Source organism: Mucilaginibacter sp. McL0603 (assembly GCF_049992945.1).
Classification (GTDB): domain Bacteria; phylum Bacteroidota; class Bacteroidia; order Sphingobacteriales; family Sphingobacteriaceae; genus Mucilaginibacter.
The window spans coordinates 5,238,158-5,255,979 of the sequence record NZ_CP188251.1 but is presented as its reverse complement, the minus strand read 5'-3'; the positions used below and the strand labels follow the sequence as shown (position 1 = coordinate 5,255,979).

Below are 17,822 nucleotides of genomic sequence, written 5' to 3'. Positions count from 1 at the left end.
TGATCAATTATTTTTGTTTGAACTCAACGCGACGGTTTGTTACACGTCCTTCTTCAGTTGAGTTATCAGCAATTGGATGAGTTTCACCAAAGCCTTTAACTTTTACGCGTTTTGAATCAACACCTGAGTTAACTAAGTAAGTTTTTACTGAGTTAGCGCGGTCTTTAGATAAACGCATGTTGTGAGCAGCAGTACCTTCAGATGAAGCGAAACCATCTAATTCGATAGATTTGCCTGCATTTGAACGTAGATCAGCTGAAGTAGCATCCAATACTGGGTAAGATGAAGTTCTTAATACTGAACTATCAAATTCAAACTGGATGTTAGAGTAAGCAGTAGCTGCACCGGCAACTGGTTTCCTAACGAATAATGAAGTATCGATTTTAGGGAACACAATTGGGCAACCAGAGCCATCAACAACAGTACCAGCAGGAGTATTTGGACATTTGTCGAATTGATCAGCAACACCGTCACCGTCAGAATCTTTCTTCAGGTCATTAACTGCATTTTCAACATTTCCTACACGGCCTTTTAAAGCTTCAACTTCCTGACGAAGAGCTGCATCATACAGTTCGTCATACATCATAGCAACTGGGTTTACCCAATCCAGATTCGGTTTTGTTTTTGGACCGAAAGTGTATTCTAAACCAGCATAGCCATAAGAGTATTTGTTTGAAGCAGGGTAGTTGGCATGTACACCTGTGAAATTAAATCCATCGATGAAGTTCTCAGTGTAACCAAGATTCAGAGCCCATGCATCAGCTAATCTGAATTTTACACCAGCGCCAACAGGGATAACTAATTCTTTAACGGAACTGCCGTCATGGTTTTTACCTGTTTGTCCTTTGTAATCAATAAGAAGATTCGTTTGATTGTTGTCAGAATAAGTTTTAGGCTGGTACCAAGCTAAACCTGCACCACCATGCAAGAAGAAATTAACACCATTGGTACGGTGTAAAAAGCTTAAAGATCCAACATTGACAACACCACTTAAAGTAGCTTGCCAGAATGAAGTTTTAAAGCTTCCAACATGGTCACCGTTTTGAGAATCTACAGTGTAACCCGGATTTTGGAATTTAGCTTCATCGCTGCCTTTAACATTACCACCGCGTACATCTACCTGCAAACCAAAAGCATGAGATAATTGATCCCTTAAACTTAAACCATATCCTAATTCAGGTTGATTATGGTTAAAGTTGTTAACTCCGCCTGTTGCTACAGAAGGAGCGGTTAAACCTACATTTAGACCGACACTAAATGTGTTGTACTGTTTTCTACCACCAAATACCTTGGCAGTAGTTGCCGCAGATGACATTTTTGCTGTGTCTGTAGGCTTTGCTGCTTTACTGGTATCAGTTTGAGCATTAGCCATCCCTACAGCCATCAAAGACGCAAATGATAAAGCGACTGTTTTTTTTAATGTAGAATAGTTCATAGTTTTAAGATTAAACAATTTAATTGTGATTTTTTTTCAAAATTAGTAATTATGTTTGAATTCATTACCAAACATTGTTCCAATTTTTATACTTAAGTTAATACAAATAAAATAAAAAAATTGTTTTCAAAAAATTAATAAAGCTGATATTAATGAAATACCTCCCTATAAATAATGAATTGTTTATAAATAATAGAAAAAGTTTCGTTTTAAGAACAAAAACCAATTCTGTAGTTGTTTTTCACTCAAATGACGAATTCCCTAAAAATGGCGATCAAGCATTTTCCTTTAAGCAAAATGCTGATTTTTTTTATCTTACAGGAATCGACCAGGAGCAAAGCATACTCATCTTATATCCCGATTGTCCTAATCCCCTATACAAAGAAGTACTTTTTTTAAGACAAACCAATGAATACATAGCTGTTTGGGAGGGTCATAAGTATACAAAAGAGGAGGCCAGAAAAACTTCGGGTATTGAAAATGTACAGTGGTTGGATGAATTTGATATTATTTTGCACACTATTATAAATTACGCAGATAATATTTATATTAATACAAATGAAAATGACCGCTACAGTCATTCAGTTCCGTATCGTGATCTGAGAATGTTTGAACAATTGCGCAGCAAATATCCGCTGCATCATTATGAACGTTCGGCTGTTATTTTACGTGACCTGAGAACGATAAAATCTGGAATCGAAGTTGAATTAACACAAAAAGCCTGTGCAATTACAAGGGATGCTTTTGTGCGTGTACTAAAATTTGTGAAGCCCGGTGTGACCGAGTATGAAATTGAAGCAGAAATAACCCATGAATTTTTGCGTCAACGTGCCACAGGTCATGCTTATAGTCCAATTATTGCTTCAGGTACAAATGCAAATGTGTTGCATTATGTAGACAATAACCAAGTTTGCAAAGATGGCGACATAGCACTTTTTGATTTTGGTGCCGAATATGCCAATTACAATGCGGATATGACTCGTTCCATTCCGGTGAATGGACGTTTTACTAAACGTCAGCGCGAAGTATATGATGCAGTATTGCGTGTAATGAAGGGAGCAACACAACTGATACAAGCCGGAGCCTTATTAACAGATTATCACGAAGAGGTGGGTAAAATGATGACCAGTGAACTGATCGGTTTAAAATTACTTGATAAGCACGACGTTGAAAAGCAAGATCCAAAAATGCCCGCATACAAAAAATACTTTATGCACGGTACGTCACATCATCTGGGTTTAGATGTGCATGATTTTGCCAACAGATACAAGCCATTTGAGACAGGAAATATTTTAACCTGCGAACCCGGAATTTATATTCCAAAAGAAGGGTTTGGTATAAGGCTGGAGAATGATATACTGATAACTAAAGGTGGTAATATTGATCTGATGGCTGATATTCCTCTTGAAGCAGAACATATTGAGGAGATAATGAATAACTAATATTTCGGATTTCGAATTTTCGATTTCGAATTTGTTTTCGCAGAATTGAAATCCACGAGAATTTAAATTCGAAATTGACCTTCCGAAGTTCGAAATCAAAAGTAATTTTCAACAAAACTGTATAAGTTAAACAGCGGGTCGGCCATAGCCTGAGTAATGGCCTGCTGTAACTTTACTTTATTAATATCGACCATACGTTTTTGCTGTATAATTTTATAAGCTTTTTCAGCCAGCAAGTACTCTTTTCTTTTATTTGTTTTCCCGATTGCAGATAAAATAAAGTCTGTTATTTCAGTAATTCCACCGTTTTCAGAAGCTATTGTTTTAAAGACAGGTATTTGTCCGCCTTTTTGTTGAACCATCTTTTTTAAATTATTGGCAAACACGTCTGCACCATCCCTGTCGGCTTTGTTTACAATGAAGGCATCGGCAATTTCCATCAATCCCGATTTAATACTTTGTATTTCATCACCTCCTTCTGGCACCAATACTACGAATGTAATATCAGCAAGACCGGCTATTTCAATCTCCGATTGACCTACTCCGACTGTTTCAATCAATACATAATCAAATCCCGCCGCCCGCAATACGTCTGACATCTCAATAGTTTTGGCTGATAGGCCGCCTAGTGAGCCACGTGTAGCCAGTGAACGGATAAATACATCAGGGTGATTAAAATGTGTTGCCATCCTGATCCTGTCGCCAAGCAATGAGCCGAGATTAAAAGGAGATGTTGGGTCAATTGCCAGCACGGCTATTTTGTTGCCTTTGTTTACAAGGGTACTGATCAGGCTATTTACTAAAGTACTTTTACCAGCACCCGGTGGGCCGGTTATACCTATAATAGGTACATTTTTGGTAAAATCAAGGTTTTTTAAAAGAAGATCTGCCCCTTCAAGATCATTCTCAACAATAGTTAAAGCGCGGGCAACTGATCTGAAATCATTACAACTAAACTTAATATTGCCTTTCGAACCTGACATTTATAGATTTCGTTAAGGTAGCAAAAATATAATGTATTTAAATAAAACACCTTATCGGCAGGCGTATTGCTGATAATAAACTGTTAAGAGTATAGGATATATTTATATTTGGCATTCAAAAAATAGGCACTTAGTTTCCCGATGGATTTAAAGAAAAGCATTTCAATAGTTATTCCTAATTATAATGGTAGAAATTTGATCAAAGAATATCTCCCATTTGCCAAAGAAGTTATTGAAAATGCCGGAGCTATTTATGAAATAATTATTGTGGACAACTGTTCAATTCTTTTAAATTCTGATGTTAAGCTTACACCTGGTTATTTTGAGCATCAATGGAAATATTTTTCGTTGCCTGATACATTTGGTGTGATGGGACGTATCATTGATATGGAGGGTGATGGAATACAGGATGCCGCGCGTATGCCGAAATTTAATGGGTTAAAACTAAAAACCGGGTATTTCTATTGCAGCGATAATGCGGATGATAGGCTATACACCATGTATTTGTCGGGTGCTAATGCATTGATCGATGCTGCTAAACTGAAGGAGATAGGTGGATTTGATGAGATATTCTCACCATTCTACAGTGAGGATATGGAACTGAGCATACGGGCCTGGCGGAATTTTGTATTAAAATATGTACGAAAAGTAAAACAGTATTCGCAGGACTATCTTCCCCAAAGTAGCGTGCACTAAATGAATAATAACCAGTATTTTTGACGGATAATGAAAACCTACTTCAGACTACTTTCTTTTGCCAAGCCGATTGAAAAATTTGCTATACCCTATATTATTTGTACCCTTCTGTATGTGGTATTCAGTTCAACGGTATTTGCCTTGCTGACGCCGCTTTTGAACACGCTTTTTGCAAATACAGGTGGTCCCGGACCAGTAATTACTCACATAAAACAGCCAGCTTCTTTTTTAGACCTGACCGGTTGGTTTAAATATTACATGCAATATTTTATAAAAACTCATGGTGCATGGGGGGCATTGCAATTTGTATGTGCTACTATTATTGTCACTATATTTTTAGGCAACCTGTTCCGTTATCTGTCTGCACGGATTATGGAAAACCTGCGTGTACATACCCTTTTGAATCTACGCAGTACCGTCTTTAATAACGTAATGGACTTGCATCTGGGTTATTTTAATAATGAACGTAAGGGTGACATAATTTCCAAAATTGCTTCTGATGTACAGGTTGTGCAATTTTCAGTTACAGCAACCTTACAGGTGATCTTTAAAGAACCCATGCAATTGATCGTGTTCATGGTGTTGCTTTTTGTATATTCAGTAAAGCTTACATTGTTTTCATTACTTGTTGTACCTATATCGGCATTTGTAATTTCACGCATCGTAAAGCGCCTGAAAGCCCAGGCTATTTCTGCACAACAAAGCTATGGTAACATGATCAGTTATCTTGATGAATCACTGCAAGGGGTTAAGATCATAAAGGCATTTAATGCCACGGATTTTATTAAAAATCGTTTTAACAACGAGAATAAAAGGTATTCAAAAATATTGCGTTCCATGGCTAAACGCCAGCAATCGGCTTCACCAGTTTCTGAAACACTGGCTGTAACCATGATCTCATGCATTGTTTTGTATGGCGGGTACCTTATATTAAATAATCGTTCTGACCTTAATCCCGGTCAGTTTATAGCCTATATCGCCATCTTTTCACAATTAATGCGTCCTGCGAAAAACATATCCGATTCATTCAGTAATATACATTCAGGAATAGCGGCAGGTGAACGGGTGCTGGCACTTATCGACGAAAAGCCATTAATAGTGGACGCGCCTAATGCAGTAGAAGTTAAAGAATTTAACGAGGGTCTACATTTTAATAATGTATCATTTGCGTATCAGGAACGGGTGGTTTTAAAGAACCTTAGTTTAACAGTACCAAAGGGTAAAACAGTGGCGCTGGTTGGCCCATCAGGTGGTGGCAAGTCGACATTGATGGATATGATCCCCCGATTTATTGAACCGCAATCTGGTGAAATAATGGTAGATGATAAGAATATTCAGAGTGTAACTATGAATTCGCTGCGATCTTTGATGGGTATTGTTAACCAGGAGACCATATTGTTTAATGACTCGATATTCAACAATATCGCCTTCGGTAAAACAAACGTTACTATTGAGCAGGTAGAAGAAGCTGCACGAATTGCTAATGCCCATAACTTTATTATAGAGACCGAAAAAGGTTACCAAACCAATATCGGCGATAGGGGAACAAAACTTTCAGGTGGCCAAAGACAACGTATTTGCATTGCCAGGGCTATTTTAAACAACCCACCGATCATGTTGCTGGATGAAGCAACTTCAGCACTGGATACCGAATCGGAAAAATTAGTACAGGAAGCATTAAACAACCTCATGAAAAACCGTACCTCGCTTATTATTGCCCACCGTTTAAGTACTATCCAGAATGCCGATATCATTATTGTACTAGAGAACGGTGAAATTGTTGAACAGGGAAAACACCAGGAATTGATCGCTAAAAATGGTTTATACAGGCGCCTGATAGACATGCAAACTTTCCAATAAATGGCAGCTGAGTTAGTCTCCATCACGTTATGTACCTATAATGGTGAAGCCTATATTAAGGAGCAACTGGATTCACTTATATCGATCAGACACATCCAAACTGTGAGATCATTATTGTAGATGATTGTTCGAAGTATGGTACCGTTGATATACTGAAACAATATGCGAATGAATTAAACTGCACATCAACAGCGAAAATTTAGGGTACACCAAAAATTTTGAGAAGTCGCGCTTTACCAGGAAAAAGAGAAATTTATAAGTGATAGAAAAACCGTATTTGGTAAAGTGTAACGGCTATCCTATAAAATAAAAACCCTCACATTTATTTAAATGTGAGAGTTTTTATTTGGTCAATATAATTTACTGGAACTTAACACCGATGCCAAATTGCCAAACCTGGTTGCGATAATCAGGGATAGGTGAATTTATATCATAGGTATTTGAAGATAGATCGATCACATAACGGGCATGTATATCTACATACTGATTCAGATCAATACTAACTCCGAATACACCGGCTATGTAGCTTTTATTGCTATTATCATAGTAATTATAATTAGTTTCTGAAGAACTGTTAAAGCCATTATCAAAAGTAGTACTACTTGAAATAGGAATATTTATCTGCGGGCCTATCAAAAAATTGAAACCGCGTACTATGCGGAATTTAGCCAGCAATGGAATATCGATATAGTTATTCCGCTGGGTAAGCTGACCGTCCGTTGTTGCTGCCTGGTAGCCTTTTTGTGAGAATAATACTTCAGGTTCAAAAGATAAAGGGTATACCAGAGGAATTTCGGCTGTGATACCTGCAGTAAATCCAATAATACTGCTTGTTCCATAATATCCATTGTAAGATGAAATAGTATTTGCAATGCTTACACTCCCTTCGATACCAAAACGGGGACGGTAAAAATCATCCATTTGGCGCTGCACAGGGCCACGGCGAACGTGGCGTGGGCCATAATAATAAGTTTGAGCGCTTACTGACCCTGCAACCAGCAGGCATATAGCTAAAATAAGAATGTGTTTCATTTGAATAAGTTTTTTATAGTTTGTTGTTTTTCCTTTTTTAGAGTAAAACTTAACAAATAGGTTTAGTTGTTGGTTGAAATTTTTTTAATTGGGGATTAATTTGAATTGAAACAATTGCAAATATTGGAATTGTGATAAACTGAAATAACAGTGTGTGCACATTTTTACACTATGCAAACCGTGTAACCCACCCGTAATTAATTAAATTTGAAGCCTATGACCGGATTTGAGAAACATTTAAAGCGCATCATCATATTCCTTTTGATCATTGGCAGCACCAATGTCTTCGCGCAACAAAGGCCAGGATATATAAATTCATTAAAGCAACAAAATCATTGGGCAGATTCGGTTTACAAAAAGATGAACCGTAAACAACGGATAGCGCAATTGTTTTTTGTAAGAGCGCATACTAATCGCGGGCAGGCTTATGAAGACTCGGTGGGCAATGTTATAAAAGAACAACAAGTTGGTGGACTGGTATTTTTCCAGGGTGGGCCGGTGAGGCAGTTAAACCTGATCAATAAATATCAGAAGCTTTCTAAAGTACCATTGCTTGTCGCGATGGATGGCGAATGGGGTGTTGGTATGCGACTGGATTCAACTATCTCCTATCCTTATCAAATGACGCTTGGCGCTATACAGGATAATTCACTGATCTATAAAATGGGTCAGTTTGTGGCTTATGATTTTAAGCGCCTGGGCATGCAGATCAATTTTGCGCCGGACATGGATGTGAATAATAATCCGGATAACCCTGTGATCAACTATCGCTCATTTGGCGATAATAAATATAATGTTGCTGCAAAAGGGATAGCTTATATGAAAGGTATGCAGGATGCGGGCTTGCTTACCACAGCCAAGCATTTCCCGGGGCATGGGGATACCAATACCGATTCGCACTTTGATCTGCCTTTATTGCCATTTAGCAGACAGCGCCTTGATAGTTTGGAAGAATATCCATTCAGACAAGCTATTAAAGCCGGTATAAGCGGGGTGATGATCGCTCACATGGATATTCCGGCGTTGGATTCAACAAAAAACCTGCCTTCTACATTGTCGCGACCGATTATTACCGACAACTTAAAAGATTCGCTTGGCTTTAAAGGGCTGGTTGTATCTGACGCGATGGAAATGAAAGCAGTAGTAAAATATTTCCCTGATGGAGAAGCGGATCTGCGTGCATTTTTAGCCGGTAATGATATTATCGAATTATCAGAAAATTCTGAACTGGCAATAACAACCATACGTAAAGCCGTTAGGCAGGGAAAAATAACCAAACCTGAGTTTGAAGCAAAGGTTAAGAAAGTATTGGCAGCCAAATATTGGGCTGGTTTAAATCATTATCATGAAGCGTCTCCCGAAAATCTGGTTCGGGATTTGAACCGTGAAAATGCTAAATCATTGGTGCAGCAGCTAACTGATGCTGCAGTTACACTGGTTAAAGGCGACGCATCGGCAGTACAATTAAGCCCCATAGCAAAAACAGCTATTGTGAGCATTGGTGTAACGGAGCCAACTCTTTTTCAAAAGGAATTATCTTTATGGTATTTGAACAGTGATACCTTTATTATTGGTAAAGGTACCCCGGCAGATGATCTGCTTGTTCTTTTGGATAAATTAAACCAGTATGACCAGGTATTTGTCAGTATCAACGATACACGTATACGCCCGGCAAGTAAACTGGATTATAGCAATGGGGTAAAGATATTTATATCAGAAATTGCGGCGCATCCAAATTCGGTGCTTTGCGTTTTTGCTAATCCGTATACGATCGCAGGTTTACCCGGTATAGAAAAAAGCAAGGCCTTGATAGCTGGTTATCAAATGAGTGATGAAATGCAACGATCGGCGGTAAAAGTTATCACCCGGATTATTAATCCTAAAGGGAAACTGCCTGTAAATATAAATATGTATTTTCAGTACGGAACGGGTGTGATTACGAAATGATTTTAAATTAAAACGACATGAGCACGAAAATAAGAGCAATTGTTACCGGTGCTACCGGCATGGTAGGCGAGGGTGTATTACATGAATGTTTGCAGCATCCGGATGTTGAAGCTGTTTTGATAATTAACAGGAAGCCAAGCGGTGTTGTGCATCCCAAATTGAAAGAAATTATCCACCAGGATTTTTTTGATATTTCGGCTATCGAGGATCAGCTCAAAGGATATAATGCCTGTTATTTTTGCCTGGGTGTTTCGTCTGTCGGCATGAAAGAACCGGAGTATTATAAGCTGACCTACACTTTAACCATGAATGTTGCTCAAACCTTAAGCAGGCTTAATTCTGGAATGACTTTTTGCTATGTATCAGGAGCCAGCACAGATAGTACAGAAATGGGTAAACAAATGTGGGCACGTGTAAAAGGTAAGACCGAGAATGACCTGGCGAAATTGCCATTTAAACAAGAATTCAATTTCAGACCAGGGTTTATGCTCGCGAGTAAAGGAGCTAAAAATCTCCTTCCTTATTATAAATATATTGCCTGGATGTATCCTTTCTTTCGCAGATTGTTCCCATCCTTAGTTTGCACTTTAGCAGAGGTAGGGCAGGCCATGATCAATGTAACTTTATATGGTTATGAGAAGCAGATTTTGGAGGTGAAGGATATTGTAGAGGCGGCGAAGAATTAGATTAATTTTTCCAAATGGAGCAATGGATTATTAAATCTTATTTAAAGAAATCTTCTTTATCGATGCCTAAATTATCGGCTACATCAGATATTATAGAAGATAATGTTCCCAATTTTATAGGATCATGATTGGGCACAGTAATATTGTGAGTGCTTTTTTCTGATGTTTTGGTTAATCTTATATGGCTCCCTTTTTGTCTGGTAATTCATATCCATATTTACCTAATATTTTTATTAATTCCTTCCCTGATAGGTTCCTTGGTGTCTTCATATTTGTAAGTATAAAAATCATCATCCTGTTTCTTTTAAATGTGATATTTTATCTTCAATAGGAAAACGACAAAGAGGAACGGCGTTGATTAGTAGTAATTTATACAGAGATGATTTCTTCTTTAACCAAATGCAGACGTATGATTTTAGGCAACTTATCATCATCAAAATGACAATGTACAGACTCGCGGATATTTGTTTTTAATTCATCTATAGTTTCAGCTTCAGTAAAGATAGACTCACCTATTGCTTTAGCGGTATAGCCGCCCTCCAACGCCTCTTCTACCAAGAAAAACACTTCATTCATATATCAAATTTACGTTTAATTTTTCTTTTTAACAGAAATCTTGTTTGTAATTATTCAGGGTGTATCCTCTGAGAATTTGTTTGTAGTTTTGTTAAACATGCAAAATTCATCTTCCCATAAATATAACGAAAAATTCCAGGAAGCGCTCAATAAACTGAATCCCGAACAGCTATCCGCCGTGGAGCAGATGGATGGGCCGGTTTTGGTAATTGCTGGTCCGGGAACGGGTAAAACACAGATACTTGCAGCGCGTATTGGTAAGATATTACTGGAAACCGATGCCAGCGCGCATGAGATCTTGTGCCTTACTTATACCGACGCTGGTGCAGTGGCTATGCGCAAGCGTTTGTTTGAGTTTATTGGTCCGGATGCTTACCGGGTGAACATTTATACGTTCCATGCTTTTTGCAATGAGATCATACAAGAGAACCTGGAGTATTTTGGCAAACTGAGCCTGGAGGCTTTATCCGACCTGGAATCGGCTATACTTTTTCGTGAGCTGGTAGATGAGTTTCCGAATGATCATTTATTGAAACGGTTTACCGGGGAGGTATACCTGGAAGCACCCAATCTGAAAAGTCTTTTTTCGGATATGAAAAAGGAAAACTGGGATGAAACAGCTATCCAAAAAGCAGTGCAGGAATATTTGGATGATCTTCCCAACAGGGAGAAATACATTTATAAGAGAGCGAATGCAAAAACCGGTGTAAAGGTTGGTGATCTTAAGCAAAAGGATATCGATAAAGTTCATGAACAAATGAAAAAGCTGCTTTCGGCAGTTAGTGAGTTTCAGAATTTTAGTAAAAAGATGACGGATCGCAGTCGCTATGATTATGATGACATGATCACCTGGGTACTGAAGGCTTTTAAAGAAAATGAAGAACTGTTACGCAGGTACCAGGAACGCTATCAATATATTTTGGTGGATGAGTTTCAGGATACCAGCGGATCGCAAAACGAGTTGCTGAAATTCATATTGAATTATTGGGATACACCCAACGTGTTTGTAGTGGGCGATGATGATCAATCGATCTTCAAATTCCAGGGAGCGAACATGAAGAACATCCTGGATTTTGCCAATGATTATGTGAACACATTAAAAACTGTTGTTTTAAAGCATAACTATCGTTCAAATCAACATATACTGGATATTTCCAAGGCACTGATCAGCAATAACCAGGAAAGGTTAACAACGCAATTAGCATTAGATAAAAATCTGCAGGCAGCACATCCGCGATTTAATGACCTGATTGTTTCGCCGATTATCAATGAATACGAAAATCCGTCGCAGGAATTGGTTGATGTTGCCATGCAGATCAAAAAGCTACTGGCAAAAGGTACTGAACCCGGTGAGATTGCGGTAATCTATCGTAACCACAGCCAGGTTGAGGAATTGATACAGTATCTGGATACTCAGCATATCGCTGTAAATACCAAGCGTAAACTGGATATTTTTACTTTGCCTTTTGGCGAAAAGATCATCAATATATTGCGTTATCTCGCTATGGAAATGGATTCGCCCTATAGCGGGGATGAAGTATTGTTCGAAATATTGCACTATGATTTTTTTGATATTCCTCCTATCGAGATCGCTAAAGCAAGTGTAGCTGTTGCCAAAGAGAACTTTGCAACCAGCAGAAACAATGAACCCAAAACTTCGCTACGTCGCTATATCAGTGAAATAAAGATCCCGGCACAACAGGGTTTGTTCGGTCAGCCTGCAGGGCAGGGAATGAAGTTTTTGATCGGTGATGTTGATTACCTGTTATCGTATTCGGCAAGTAATACACTTCAGCAGCTTTTTCAGCAGGTAATCGCTAAGATGGGCATCCTGAAATATATTATGCAGCAACCTAATAAAGGCTGGTATATGCAGGTGCTCACCAACTTCTTCGATTTTTTGAAAAATGAAAGCCGCAAGAAACCGGAAATTAAATTGCCAGACCTGATAGAGATCATCAAGGTGATGAAAGAATATAAAATAAGATTGCCTTTAAACCAGGTTATCTATTCTGATAATGGCATTAACTTCCTGACAGCACATGGATCAAAGGGGCTAGAATATGAACATGTTTTCTTGATAGGTGCAAGCAAAAAAATATGGGATGGCAAGGGGCGTAATTATGGTTTTAGCTATCCGGATACTCTAACCCAGGCCCCGGATGATGAGATCGCCCAAAAGGAAGAATCACGGCGTTTATTTTATGTAGCTATTACCCGTGCAAAACAGTGTTTATCTATCTCCTTTGCCAACAAGGACAATAATGGCAAGGAACAGGAAGCATCACAATTTGTAGGGGAGATTTTGGCCGATACCGATCTGCGTTTGCAACATCCGCATGTCAATGAAGATGTAATGACCGAATTTATAGCTACGCAATTCAGCGAAACAGATCATCCCAAAATTGAGCTGCTGGATAAAAATTATATCAACCTGTTATTGCAAAATTATACGCTCTCGGTAACTCATTTAAGTAACTACCTGGATTGCCCGTTGCGGTTTTATTTTCAATGTTTGATCAGGGTGCCTTCGGGTAAGAGTCCTTCGGCTACTTTTGGACAGGCGGTGCACTGGGCCTTGAACAGGATCTTTAAAATGCTGAAGGATAATGACAACGAGTTTCCATCGGCTGAGGACTTTATGAAGGAATTCCGCTGGTACATGTACCGTAACCGTGATTCATTTACCAAGGAGGAGTTTAAACTGCGGGTAGATTACGGTGAAAAAATACTTCCGGCTTATTATAATCAAAATGTTGGTGTATGGAACAAGATCGCGGTGACAGAAAGAAGCATCAAGAATGTTGAAGTAGAAGGCGTACCGATAAAGGGTAACCTGGATAAGATCGAGTTCCACGGTAAACAGGTTACTGTAGTTGATTACAAAACAGGTAAGTTAAAGTATGCAAAAGATAAATTCCGGAGGCCCACAAATGACGAACCTAATGGTGGCGATTACTGGCGTCAAGCTGTATTTTATAAGATACTGATAGATAATGACCGTTCCATCGATTGGGAGGTGATAAGCACTTTATTTGAGTTTGTTGAGCCGGTTAGTGAAGGTGAATATCACAAAGAAAAAATTGTGATAACACCTGAAGATATTACTGAGGTAACCGGGCAGATAAAAAGCGTATATCAGAAAATATTGGCCCATGATTTTAACACCGGATGCGGCAAAAAAGAATGCGACTGGTGCCATTTTGTAAAAAGCAATTTTAAACAGGTGGGTGATGTGATGCAGGAAGAAGAAGTAGAATAACAGATCAAGAAATAAATTATGAAATATTTTTTATCAGCGACATTCGTATTTTTAATATTACAGGTATCAGCCCAAACTACCATAAAGCAGGATGCTGCAATTAAACAAATGGTAGATGAGGTTTCATCTAAAAACATTGAAGCAACCATACGCAAGCTGGTGAGTTTTAAATCGCGCCATACTTTGGGCGATACCACCAGTAAAACCACTGGCGTTGGAGCTGCACGTAACTGGATAAAGGCCGAATATGAAAGGTATGCGTCAGATTCGCATGGCAGGATGACTGTTCAGTTTGATACCTTCACTCAGCCTAAAAGTGAACGTGTTAATACACCTGTAAAACTGAAGAATGTATTGGCCATTTTAAAAGGCACTGATCCTAAAGATAACAGGGTTTATATTGTATCCGGGCATTACGACTCGCGAATGAGTGATGTAATGGACCCCAACGGAGATGAACCGGGTGCAAACGATGATGCCTCAGGTACAGCCGTGTCCATGGAGCTGGCAAGGGTTATGGCTAAACGCTCGTTCCCGGCAACTATAATTTTTATGGCTGTAGTAGGCGAGGAGCAGGGGCTATACGGATCTACCCATGTTGCAAAACGCGCTAAGGCTGAAAACTGGAATGTTGATGCCATGCTGAACAATGACATCGTAGGCAATACGCATGGGATGGAAACTGATTTGAAAGATAACCGCAGTGTACGTGTATTTAGTGAAGGTGTTCCAACTATCGCAGCAGGCAATGAAAAGCAAATAGCAGGCTTAATTTCATTAGGTGGAGAAAATGATAGTCCATCACGAGAACTTGCCCGTTATATAAAAGAAACTGCCGAGCGATATGTTGACCAACTGGACGTAAAACTGATCTATCGACGTGACAGGTACCTGCGCGGAGGCGATCATATATCTTTTCTTCAACAAGGATATACCGCAGTGCGCTTTACGGAAATGAACGAGGATTTCACCCGTCAACATCAAAATATTCGCACCGAAAATGGAGTGAATTATGGAGATCTGCCGGATTATGTCGATTTTAATTACGTACAAAAAGTTGCCCGGATGAACCTTTCAGTTTTGGCTAATCTCGCATCCGCTCCGGCTGAACCTCAAAATGTTGGTGTGCTTACCAGTGGTTTAACTAACCGCACCCAGTTAAAATGGGATGCTCCCGCCAATGGTAAGAAGCCCACAGGTTATTATGTGCTGATGCGCGAAACAACAAGTCCATACTGGGAGAAAAAGTTTTATGTAACCGATACCCATGCTGACATAGCTTACTCAAAAGATAACTATTTTTTTGCAGTGCAATCGGTTGATGCAGATGGGCATGAGAGTTTGCCAGTGTATCCTAAGCCGGTGAGGTAAATTTAATCTTTCTAAAATGTCAATAGACTTAATAGATAGGGCGATATACTTAAACTCAAAAGGAGAAAGTGAGCCGATTGAAAGATTAAATAATTGGATAGAAGGGGCTGAAAGCGATGATGCTTCAGAATTCTTAGTAGAAGACGAAAAATATTATTGGAAAATAATTTCTTCTGACAGATTTAAGGATATCATTGACGAAGATATAACTGATTGGTTTTTAATTTATTCAGAAAGACGTGAATTTAGGGCGATGGGAAAGGTGCATTCGAATACAAAAAACTTAATTGGAGAAAAAACGGACCTTTATTTATCTTCACTCTGGATATTCAAATCCAACATTGAATCGATTAAAATAGAAGAGAGGCCAATATATATTTTCGCACCTTACAGCTTCAAGGCATCATTCGAACATTTAACTTATAATTTCAAACAGCTTTTAACAAAACTTAAAGACCCTAAGGTTAGTTTGATAGAATTTGTTAGTTATAAAATATCTAAATCGGGGCAAAGGCGTATAAGGTAACTGCGGTTCAATAATGCTGTAAGTCTGCTACTTCACACTCTTTTTCAAGACAATAAAATACCCCAATATAAATACCACCACAGCTACGCCAAGGCTCACAAAAATATCCTTAGTGAATATGTCGACGGTGAGTTGCGGCATGTCTCCTCCGGTGTTCATCCTATTTTTTACCAGGCCTTTTATCGTAAGCATGGGATGCGAATAAGGGTACAGGTATGCATATTTCCAGTCTACATTTACAAATATTACTCCGGCAATTGTTGCAATGAAACCTATGCCCATAGGCTTTAAAAAGTCGTGAAAAAGCAAGCTCAACAAAAACTGGATGGATAAAATCCCAAGGGATGCTAATAATAGTTTAAAATAAATCTGTGTCAGTAATTTCTCAATATGGTATTCATTAAACTTTAGCTCAGGTTTTAGCATACTCAGAAAATTGCCAAAGCCCAGTGTGAAAAGCATGAACAAGGCAAGACATAAGAACACCAAAAAGAATGCATAGAAATACTTGGCAGAATAGATCGACGATTTTGGTATTGGTAAGCTAAAAAGTGATTTCCAGGTATCGGCTTTATGTTCGATACTATTAACAGAGTAAGCAATAAATATGATGAGCATAGGCAGCAGCAATGATCCCATTACACGTAAGATCGCCCCGGCAAATTGCAGCCAAACCATCATACCAGGCATATTTGCCAAACGCTCGCTTTTATTAAAAAATCCTACAAAAAGTAAAAGGCAAATGAGCAAGGGTAACAAAACAGCGCTCCAAAAGCCCATTGTTTTGCGCGTTTTGTAAAACTCAGACCGGAACGATAGTAGAAATCCTTTCATTTACTCAGTTTTATTGGGTAATGTCTAAAAATAACTTTTCCAGGTCTTTATGTATTTTGTGGATACTATATACCATATAACCGTTTTTGTTCAGCAAGGTATTAACCTCACCCATCTGTGCTTTTGAAGTATAGGGAACAGATAGATGATTATCATTTATATCAGTTACATTCAGTCCCTTCTTTTTTAGAAAATTGGCTGCATCAACCGTATTATCCAATTCGATATTGATCTGTGGCTGACTAATTGCCTGTAAATCCTTAATGCTTCCCTGGAATAATAACTCTCCCTTGTGAATGATACCTACGTGAGTGGCCATCCGTTCCACTTCTGCCAGTAAATGACTTGATATAAATACAGTTTTTTTATGCTGGATGACCAGCCTGATCAATAATTCGCGCACCTCGATAATACCATTAGGGTCGAGGCCATTAGTGGGTTCATCAAGGATAAGCAATTTGGGATCTGATAATAAAGCCAGGGCAATGCCGAGGCGTTGTTTCATCCCTAATGAATACTTGCCGGCTTTTTTATGGGCTGCATCGCTTAAGTGCACCAATGCCAGCATTTCATCAACACGTTGTTCAGAAACCTCTAATAGCAGGGCCCTGTTCATCAGGTTTTCTTTTCCAGAAAGGTGAAGATAAATGGCAGGCTGCTCTATCAGCGAACCTATTTGTGAAAGTATAGAGATGCGGTTACTTTGCAACTCCTTATCAAAAACATGAATGCTGCCCTGATCTGTTTTTAGCAGATTGAGCAGCAATTTTATAGTAGTGGTTTTACCGGCGCCATTTGGCCCCAGGAAACCGTAGATACTGCCTTCGGGCACTTGCAAGGATAGCGATTTAACAACTTGTTGATTACCGAAGTTAAAACTTAATCCCTCCGTGCTGATTACCATAGTTTTTCTTTGGCAATTGAGCAAACAGTCTTAGCTAAAGTTACGCCTTTATAAAACAAAGATGTTGCATGTACTGCGGCAGAAGTTCCTTCGGTGTAAATCTTTTTTTGAGATTGATAACTTATCCCCATTACTAAAGCAAATACTACAGGTAATAGCAGTAGGATAAATGGATTCGAGTTTGTGATCAGCCTTTTCATTGTGTGATTGATTATGATACAAATAAACAGCGAAAGTTTAACCTGCTAAAACTTATTAGACCAACGGA

Annotated in this window: 17 protein-coding genes; 9 read left to right on the top strand and 8 right to left on the bottom strand. The window is 38.7% G+C overall.

Annotated elements, in window-relative coordinates; all coding sequences use genetic code 11:
- Window positions 1–7: 7 nt before the first annotated feature.
- Window positions 8–1,435 (bottom strand): OmpA family protein, encoded by a 1,428-nt coding sequence (locus ACPPVU_RS24005; protein WP_426669272.1) that lies wholly within the window; start codon window positions 1,433–1,435, stop codon window positions 8–10.
- A gap of 152 nt (window positions 1,436–1,587) precedes the next feature.
- On the opposite strand from ACPPVU_RS24005, the gene ACPPVU_RS24000 reads away from it, so the two are divergent.
- A complete protein-coding gene (locus ACPPVU_RS24000) occupies window positions 1,588–2,877 on the top strand; it encodes an aminopeptidase P family protein (protein ID WP_426669271.1) in 1,290 nt (429 codons plus the stop codon).
- Between the two features lie 95 nt (window positions 2,878–2,972).
- Here ACPPVU_RS24000 and meaB read toward each other — a convergent pair whose 3' ends face one another.
- Window positions 2,973–3,860 (bottom strand): methylmalonyl Co-A mutase-associated GTPase MeaB, encoded by an 888-nt coding sequence (meaB, locus tag ACPPVU_RS23995; protein WP_426669270.1) that lies wholly within the window; start codon window positions 3,858–3,860, stop codon window positions 2,973–2,975.
- A 141-nt stretch (window positions 3,861–4,001) separates the two neighbouring features.
- Between meaB and ACPPVU_RS23990 the strand changes: the two genes are divergently transcribed.
- The 3 genes from ACPPVU_RS23990 (at window position 4,002) to ACPPVU_RS23980 (ending at window position 6,619) form a co-directional block, all read left to right on the top strand.
- Window positions 4,002–4,556, top strand: a complete 555-nt coding sequence (locus ACPPVU_RS23990) for a glycosyltransferase family 2 protein (RefSeq protein WP_426669269.1) — start codon at window positions 4,002–4,004, stop codon at window positions 4,554–4,556.
- A 30-nt stretch (window positions 4,557–4,586) separates the two neighbouring features.
- Window positions 4,587–6,416 (top strand): ABC transporter ATP-binding protein, encoded by a 1,830-nt coding sequence (locus ACPPVU_RS23985; protein ID WP_426669268.1) that lies wholly within the window; start codon window positions 4,587–4,589, stop codon window positions 6,414–6,416.
- Window positions 6,417–6,496: 80 nt separating this feature from the next.
- Window positions 6,497–6,619 carry a glycosyltransferase gene (locus ACPPVU_RS23980; protein ID WP_426672226.1) on the top strand — a complete coding sequence of 41 codons (123 nt, stop codon included), beginning with the start codon at window positions 6,497–6,499 and terminating at the stop codon, window positions 6,617–6,619.
- A 157-nt stretch (window positions 6,620–6,776) separates the two neighbouring features.
- Here ACPPVU_RS23980 and ACPPVU_RS23975 read toward each other — a convergent pair whose 3' ends face one another.
- A complete protein-coding gene (locus ACPPVU_RS23975) occupies window positions 6,777–7,448 on the bottom strand; it encodes a porin family protein (protein WP_426669267.1) in 672 nt (223 codons plus the stop codon).
- Between the two features lie 216 nt (window positions 7,449–7,664).
- On the opposite strand from ACPPVU_RS23975, the gene ACPPVU_RS23970 reads away from it, so the two are divergent.
- The gene (locus ACPPVU_RS23970) at window positions 7,665–9,395 is read left to right on the top strand and encodes a glycoside hydrolase family 3 protein (RefSeq protein WP_426669266.1); all 1,731 of its coding nucleotides are present in this window, start codon (window positions 7,665–7,667) and stop codon (window positions 9,393–9,395) included.
- 17 nt (window positions 9,396–9,412) lie between these two features.
- Complete coding sequence (locus ACPPVU_RS23965; protein ID WP_426669265.1) at window positions 9,413–10,081, top strand: NAD-dependent epimerase/dehydratase family protein; 669 nt, start codon at window positions 9,413–9,415, stop codon at window positions 10,079–10,081.
- Window positions 10,082–10,118: 37 nt separating this feature from the next.
- On the opposite strand, the gene ACPPVU_RS23960 is transcribed toward ACPPVU_RS23965, so the two are convergent.
- Both ACPPVU_RS23960 and ACPPVU_RS23955 read right to left on the bottom strand, forming a co-directional pair.
- The gene (locus tag ACPPVU_RS23960) at window positions 10,119–10,286 is read right to left on the bottom strand and encodes a type II toxin-antitoxin system HicA family toxin (RefSeq protein ID WP_426672225.1); all 168 of its coding nucleotides are present in this window, start codon (window positions 10,284–10,286) and stop codon (window positions 10,119–10,121) included.
- Window positions 10,287–10,450: 164 nt separating this feature from the next.
- Window positions 10,451–10,657 (bottom strand): 2-oxoisovalerate dehydrogenase, encoded by a 207-nt coding sequence (locus ACPPVU_RS23955; RefSeq protein ID WP_426669264.1) that lies wholly within the window; start codon window positions 10,655–10,657, stop codon window positions 10,451–10,453.
- A gap of 97 nt (window positions 10,658–10,754) precedes the next feature.
- Here ACPPVU_RS23955 and ACPPVU_RS23950 point away from each other — a divergent pair, with 97 nt between their 5' ends.
- From ACPPVU_RS23950 to ACPPVU_RS23940, 3 genes are read left to right on the top strand one after another with little or no spacing between them, the layout of a single operon-like run.
- Window positions 10,755–13,919: an ATP-dependent DNA helicase gene (locus tag ACPPVU_RS23950; protein ID WP_426669263.1), complete on the top strand. Its 3,165-nt coding sequence runs from the start codon at window positions 10,755–10,757 to the stop codon at window positions 13,917–13,919.
- Window positions 13,920–13,937: 18 nt separating this feature from the next.
- On the top strand, window positions 13,938–15,290 hold the full coding sequence (locus tag ACPPVU_RS23945; protein ID WP_426669262.1) for a M28 family metallopeptidase: 1,353 nt from the start codon (window positions 13,938–13,940) through the stop codon (window positions 15,288–15,290).
- 16 nt (window positions 15,291–15,306) lie between these two features.
- The gene (locus ACPPVU_RS23940; RefSeq protein WP_426669261.1) at window positions 15,307–15,816 is read left to right on the top strand and encodes a hypothetical protein; all 510 of its coding nucleotides are present in this window, start codon (window positions 15,307–15,309) and stop codon (window positions 15,814–15,816) included.
- 27 nt (window positions 15,817–15,843) lie between these two features.
- Here ACPPVU_RS23940 and ACPPVU_RS23935 read toward each other — a convergent pair whose 3' ends face one another.
- The 3 genes from ACPPVU_RS23935 to ACPPVU_RS23925 are packed head-to-tail and all read right to left on the bottom strand — an operon-like array spanning window position 15,844 to window position 17,754.
- Window positions 15,844–16,650, bottom strand: a complete 807-nt coding sequence (locus tag ACPPVU_RS23935) for an ABC transporter permease (RefSeq protein ID WP_426669260.1) — start codon at window positions 16,648–16,650, stop codon at window positions 15,844–15,846.
- 10 nt (window positions 16,651–16,660) lie between these two features.
- Window positions 16,661–17,554 (bottom strand): ABC transporter ATP-binding protein, encoded by an 894-nt coding sequence (locus tag ACPPVU_RS23930; RefSeq protein WP_426669259.1) that lies wholly within the window; start codon window positions 17,552–17,554, stop codon window positions 16,661–16,663.
- Window positions 17,548–17,754: a hypothetical protein gene (locus ACPPVU_RS23925; protein ID WP_426669258.1), complete on the bottom strand. Its 207-nt coding sequence runs from the start codon at window positions 17,752–17,754 to the stop codon at window positions 17,548–17,550. The genes ACPPVU_RS23930 and ACPPVU_RS23925 overlap by 7 nt, the downstream gene beginning before the upstream one ends.
- Between the last annotated feature and the right edge of the window lie 68 nt (window positions 17,755–17,822).

Coding starts and splice junctions, on each gene's coding strand:
- ACPPVU_RS24005 (WP_426669272.1), bottom strand. CDS start 1,435: ATGAACTATTCTACATTAAAAAAAACAGTCGCTTTATCATTTGCGTCT.
- ACPPVU_RS24000 (WP_426669271.1), top strand. CDS start 1,588: ATGAAATACCTCCCTATAAATAATGAATTGTTTATAAATAATAGAAAA.
- meaB (WP_426669270.1), bottom strand. CDS start 3,860: ATGTCAGGTTCGAAAGGCAATATTAAGTTTAGTTGTAATGATTTCAGA.
- ACPPVU_RS23990 (WP_426669269.1), top strand. CDS start 4,002: ATGGATTTAAAGAAAAGCATTTCAATAGTTATTCCTAATTATAATGGT.
- ACPPVU_RS23985 (WP_426669268.1), top strand. CDS start 4,587: ATGAAAACCTACTTCAGACTACTTTCTTTTGCCAAGCCGATTGAAAAA.
- ACPPVU_RS23975 (WP_426669267.1), bottom strand. CDS start 7,448: ATGAAACACATTCTTATTTTAGCTATATGCCTGCTGGTTGCAGGGTCA.
- ACPPVU_RS23970 (WP_426669266.1), top strand. CDS start 7,665: ATGACCGGATTTGAGAAACATTTAAAGCGCATCATCATATTCCTTTTG.
- ACPPVU_RS23965 (WP_426669265.1), top strand. CDS start 9,413: ATGAGCACGAAAATAAGAGCAATTGTTACCGGTGCTACCGGCATGGTA.
- ACPPVU_RS23955 (WP_426669264.1), bottom strand. CDS start 10,657: ATGAATGAAGTGTTTTTCTTGGTAGAAGAGGCGTTGGAGGGCGGCTAT.
- ACPPVU_RS23950 (WP_426669263.1), top strand. CDS start 10,755: ATGCAAAATTCATCTTCCCATAAATATAACGAAAAATTCCAGGAAGCG.
- ACPPVU_RS23945 (WP_426669262.1), top strand. CDS start 13,938: ATGAAATATTTTTTATCAGCGACATTCGTATTTTTAATATTACAGGTA.
- ACPPVU_RS23940 (WP_426669261.1), top strand. CDS start 15,307: ATGTCAATAGACTTAATAGATAGGGCGATATACTTAAACTCAAAAGGA.
- ACPPVU_RS23935 (WP_426669260.1), bottom strand. CDS start 16,650: ATGAAAGGATTTCTACTATCGTTCCGGTCTGAGTTTTACAAAACGCGC.
- ACPPVU_RS23930 (WP_426669259.1), bottom strand. CDS start 17,554: ATGGTAATCAGCACGGAGGGATTAAGTTTTAACTTCGGTAATCAACAA.
- ACPPVU_RS23925 (WP_426669258.1), bottom strand. CDS start 17,754: ATGAAAAGGCTGATCACAAACTCGAATCCATTTATCCTACTGCTATTA.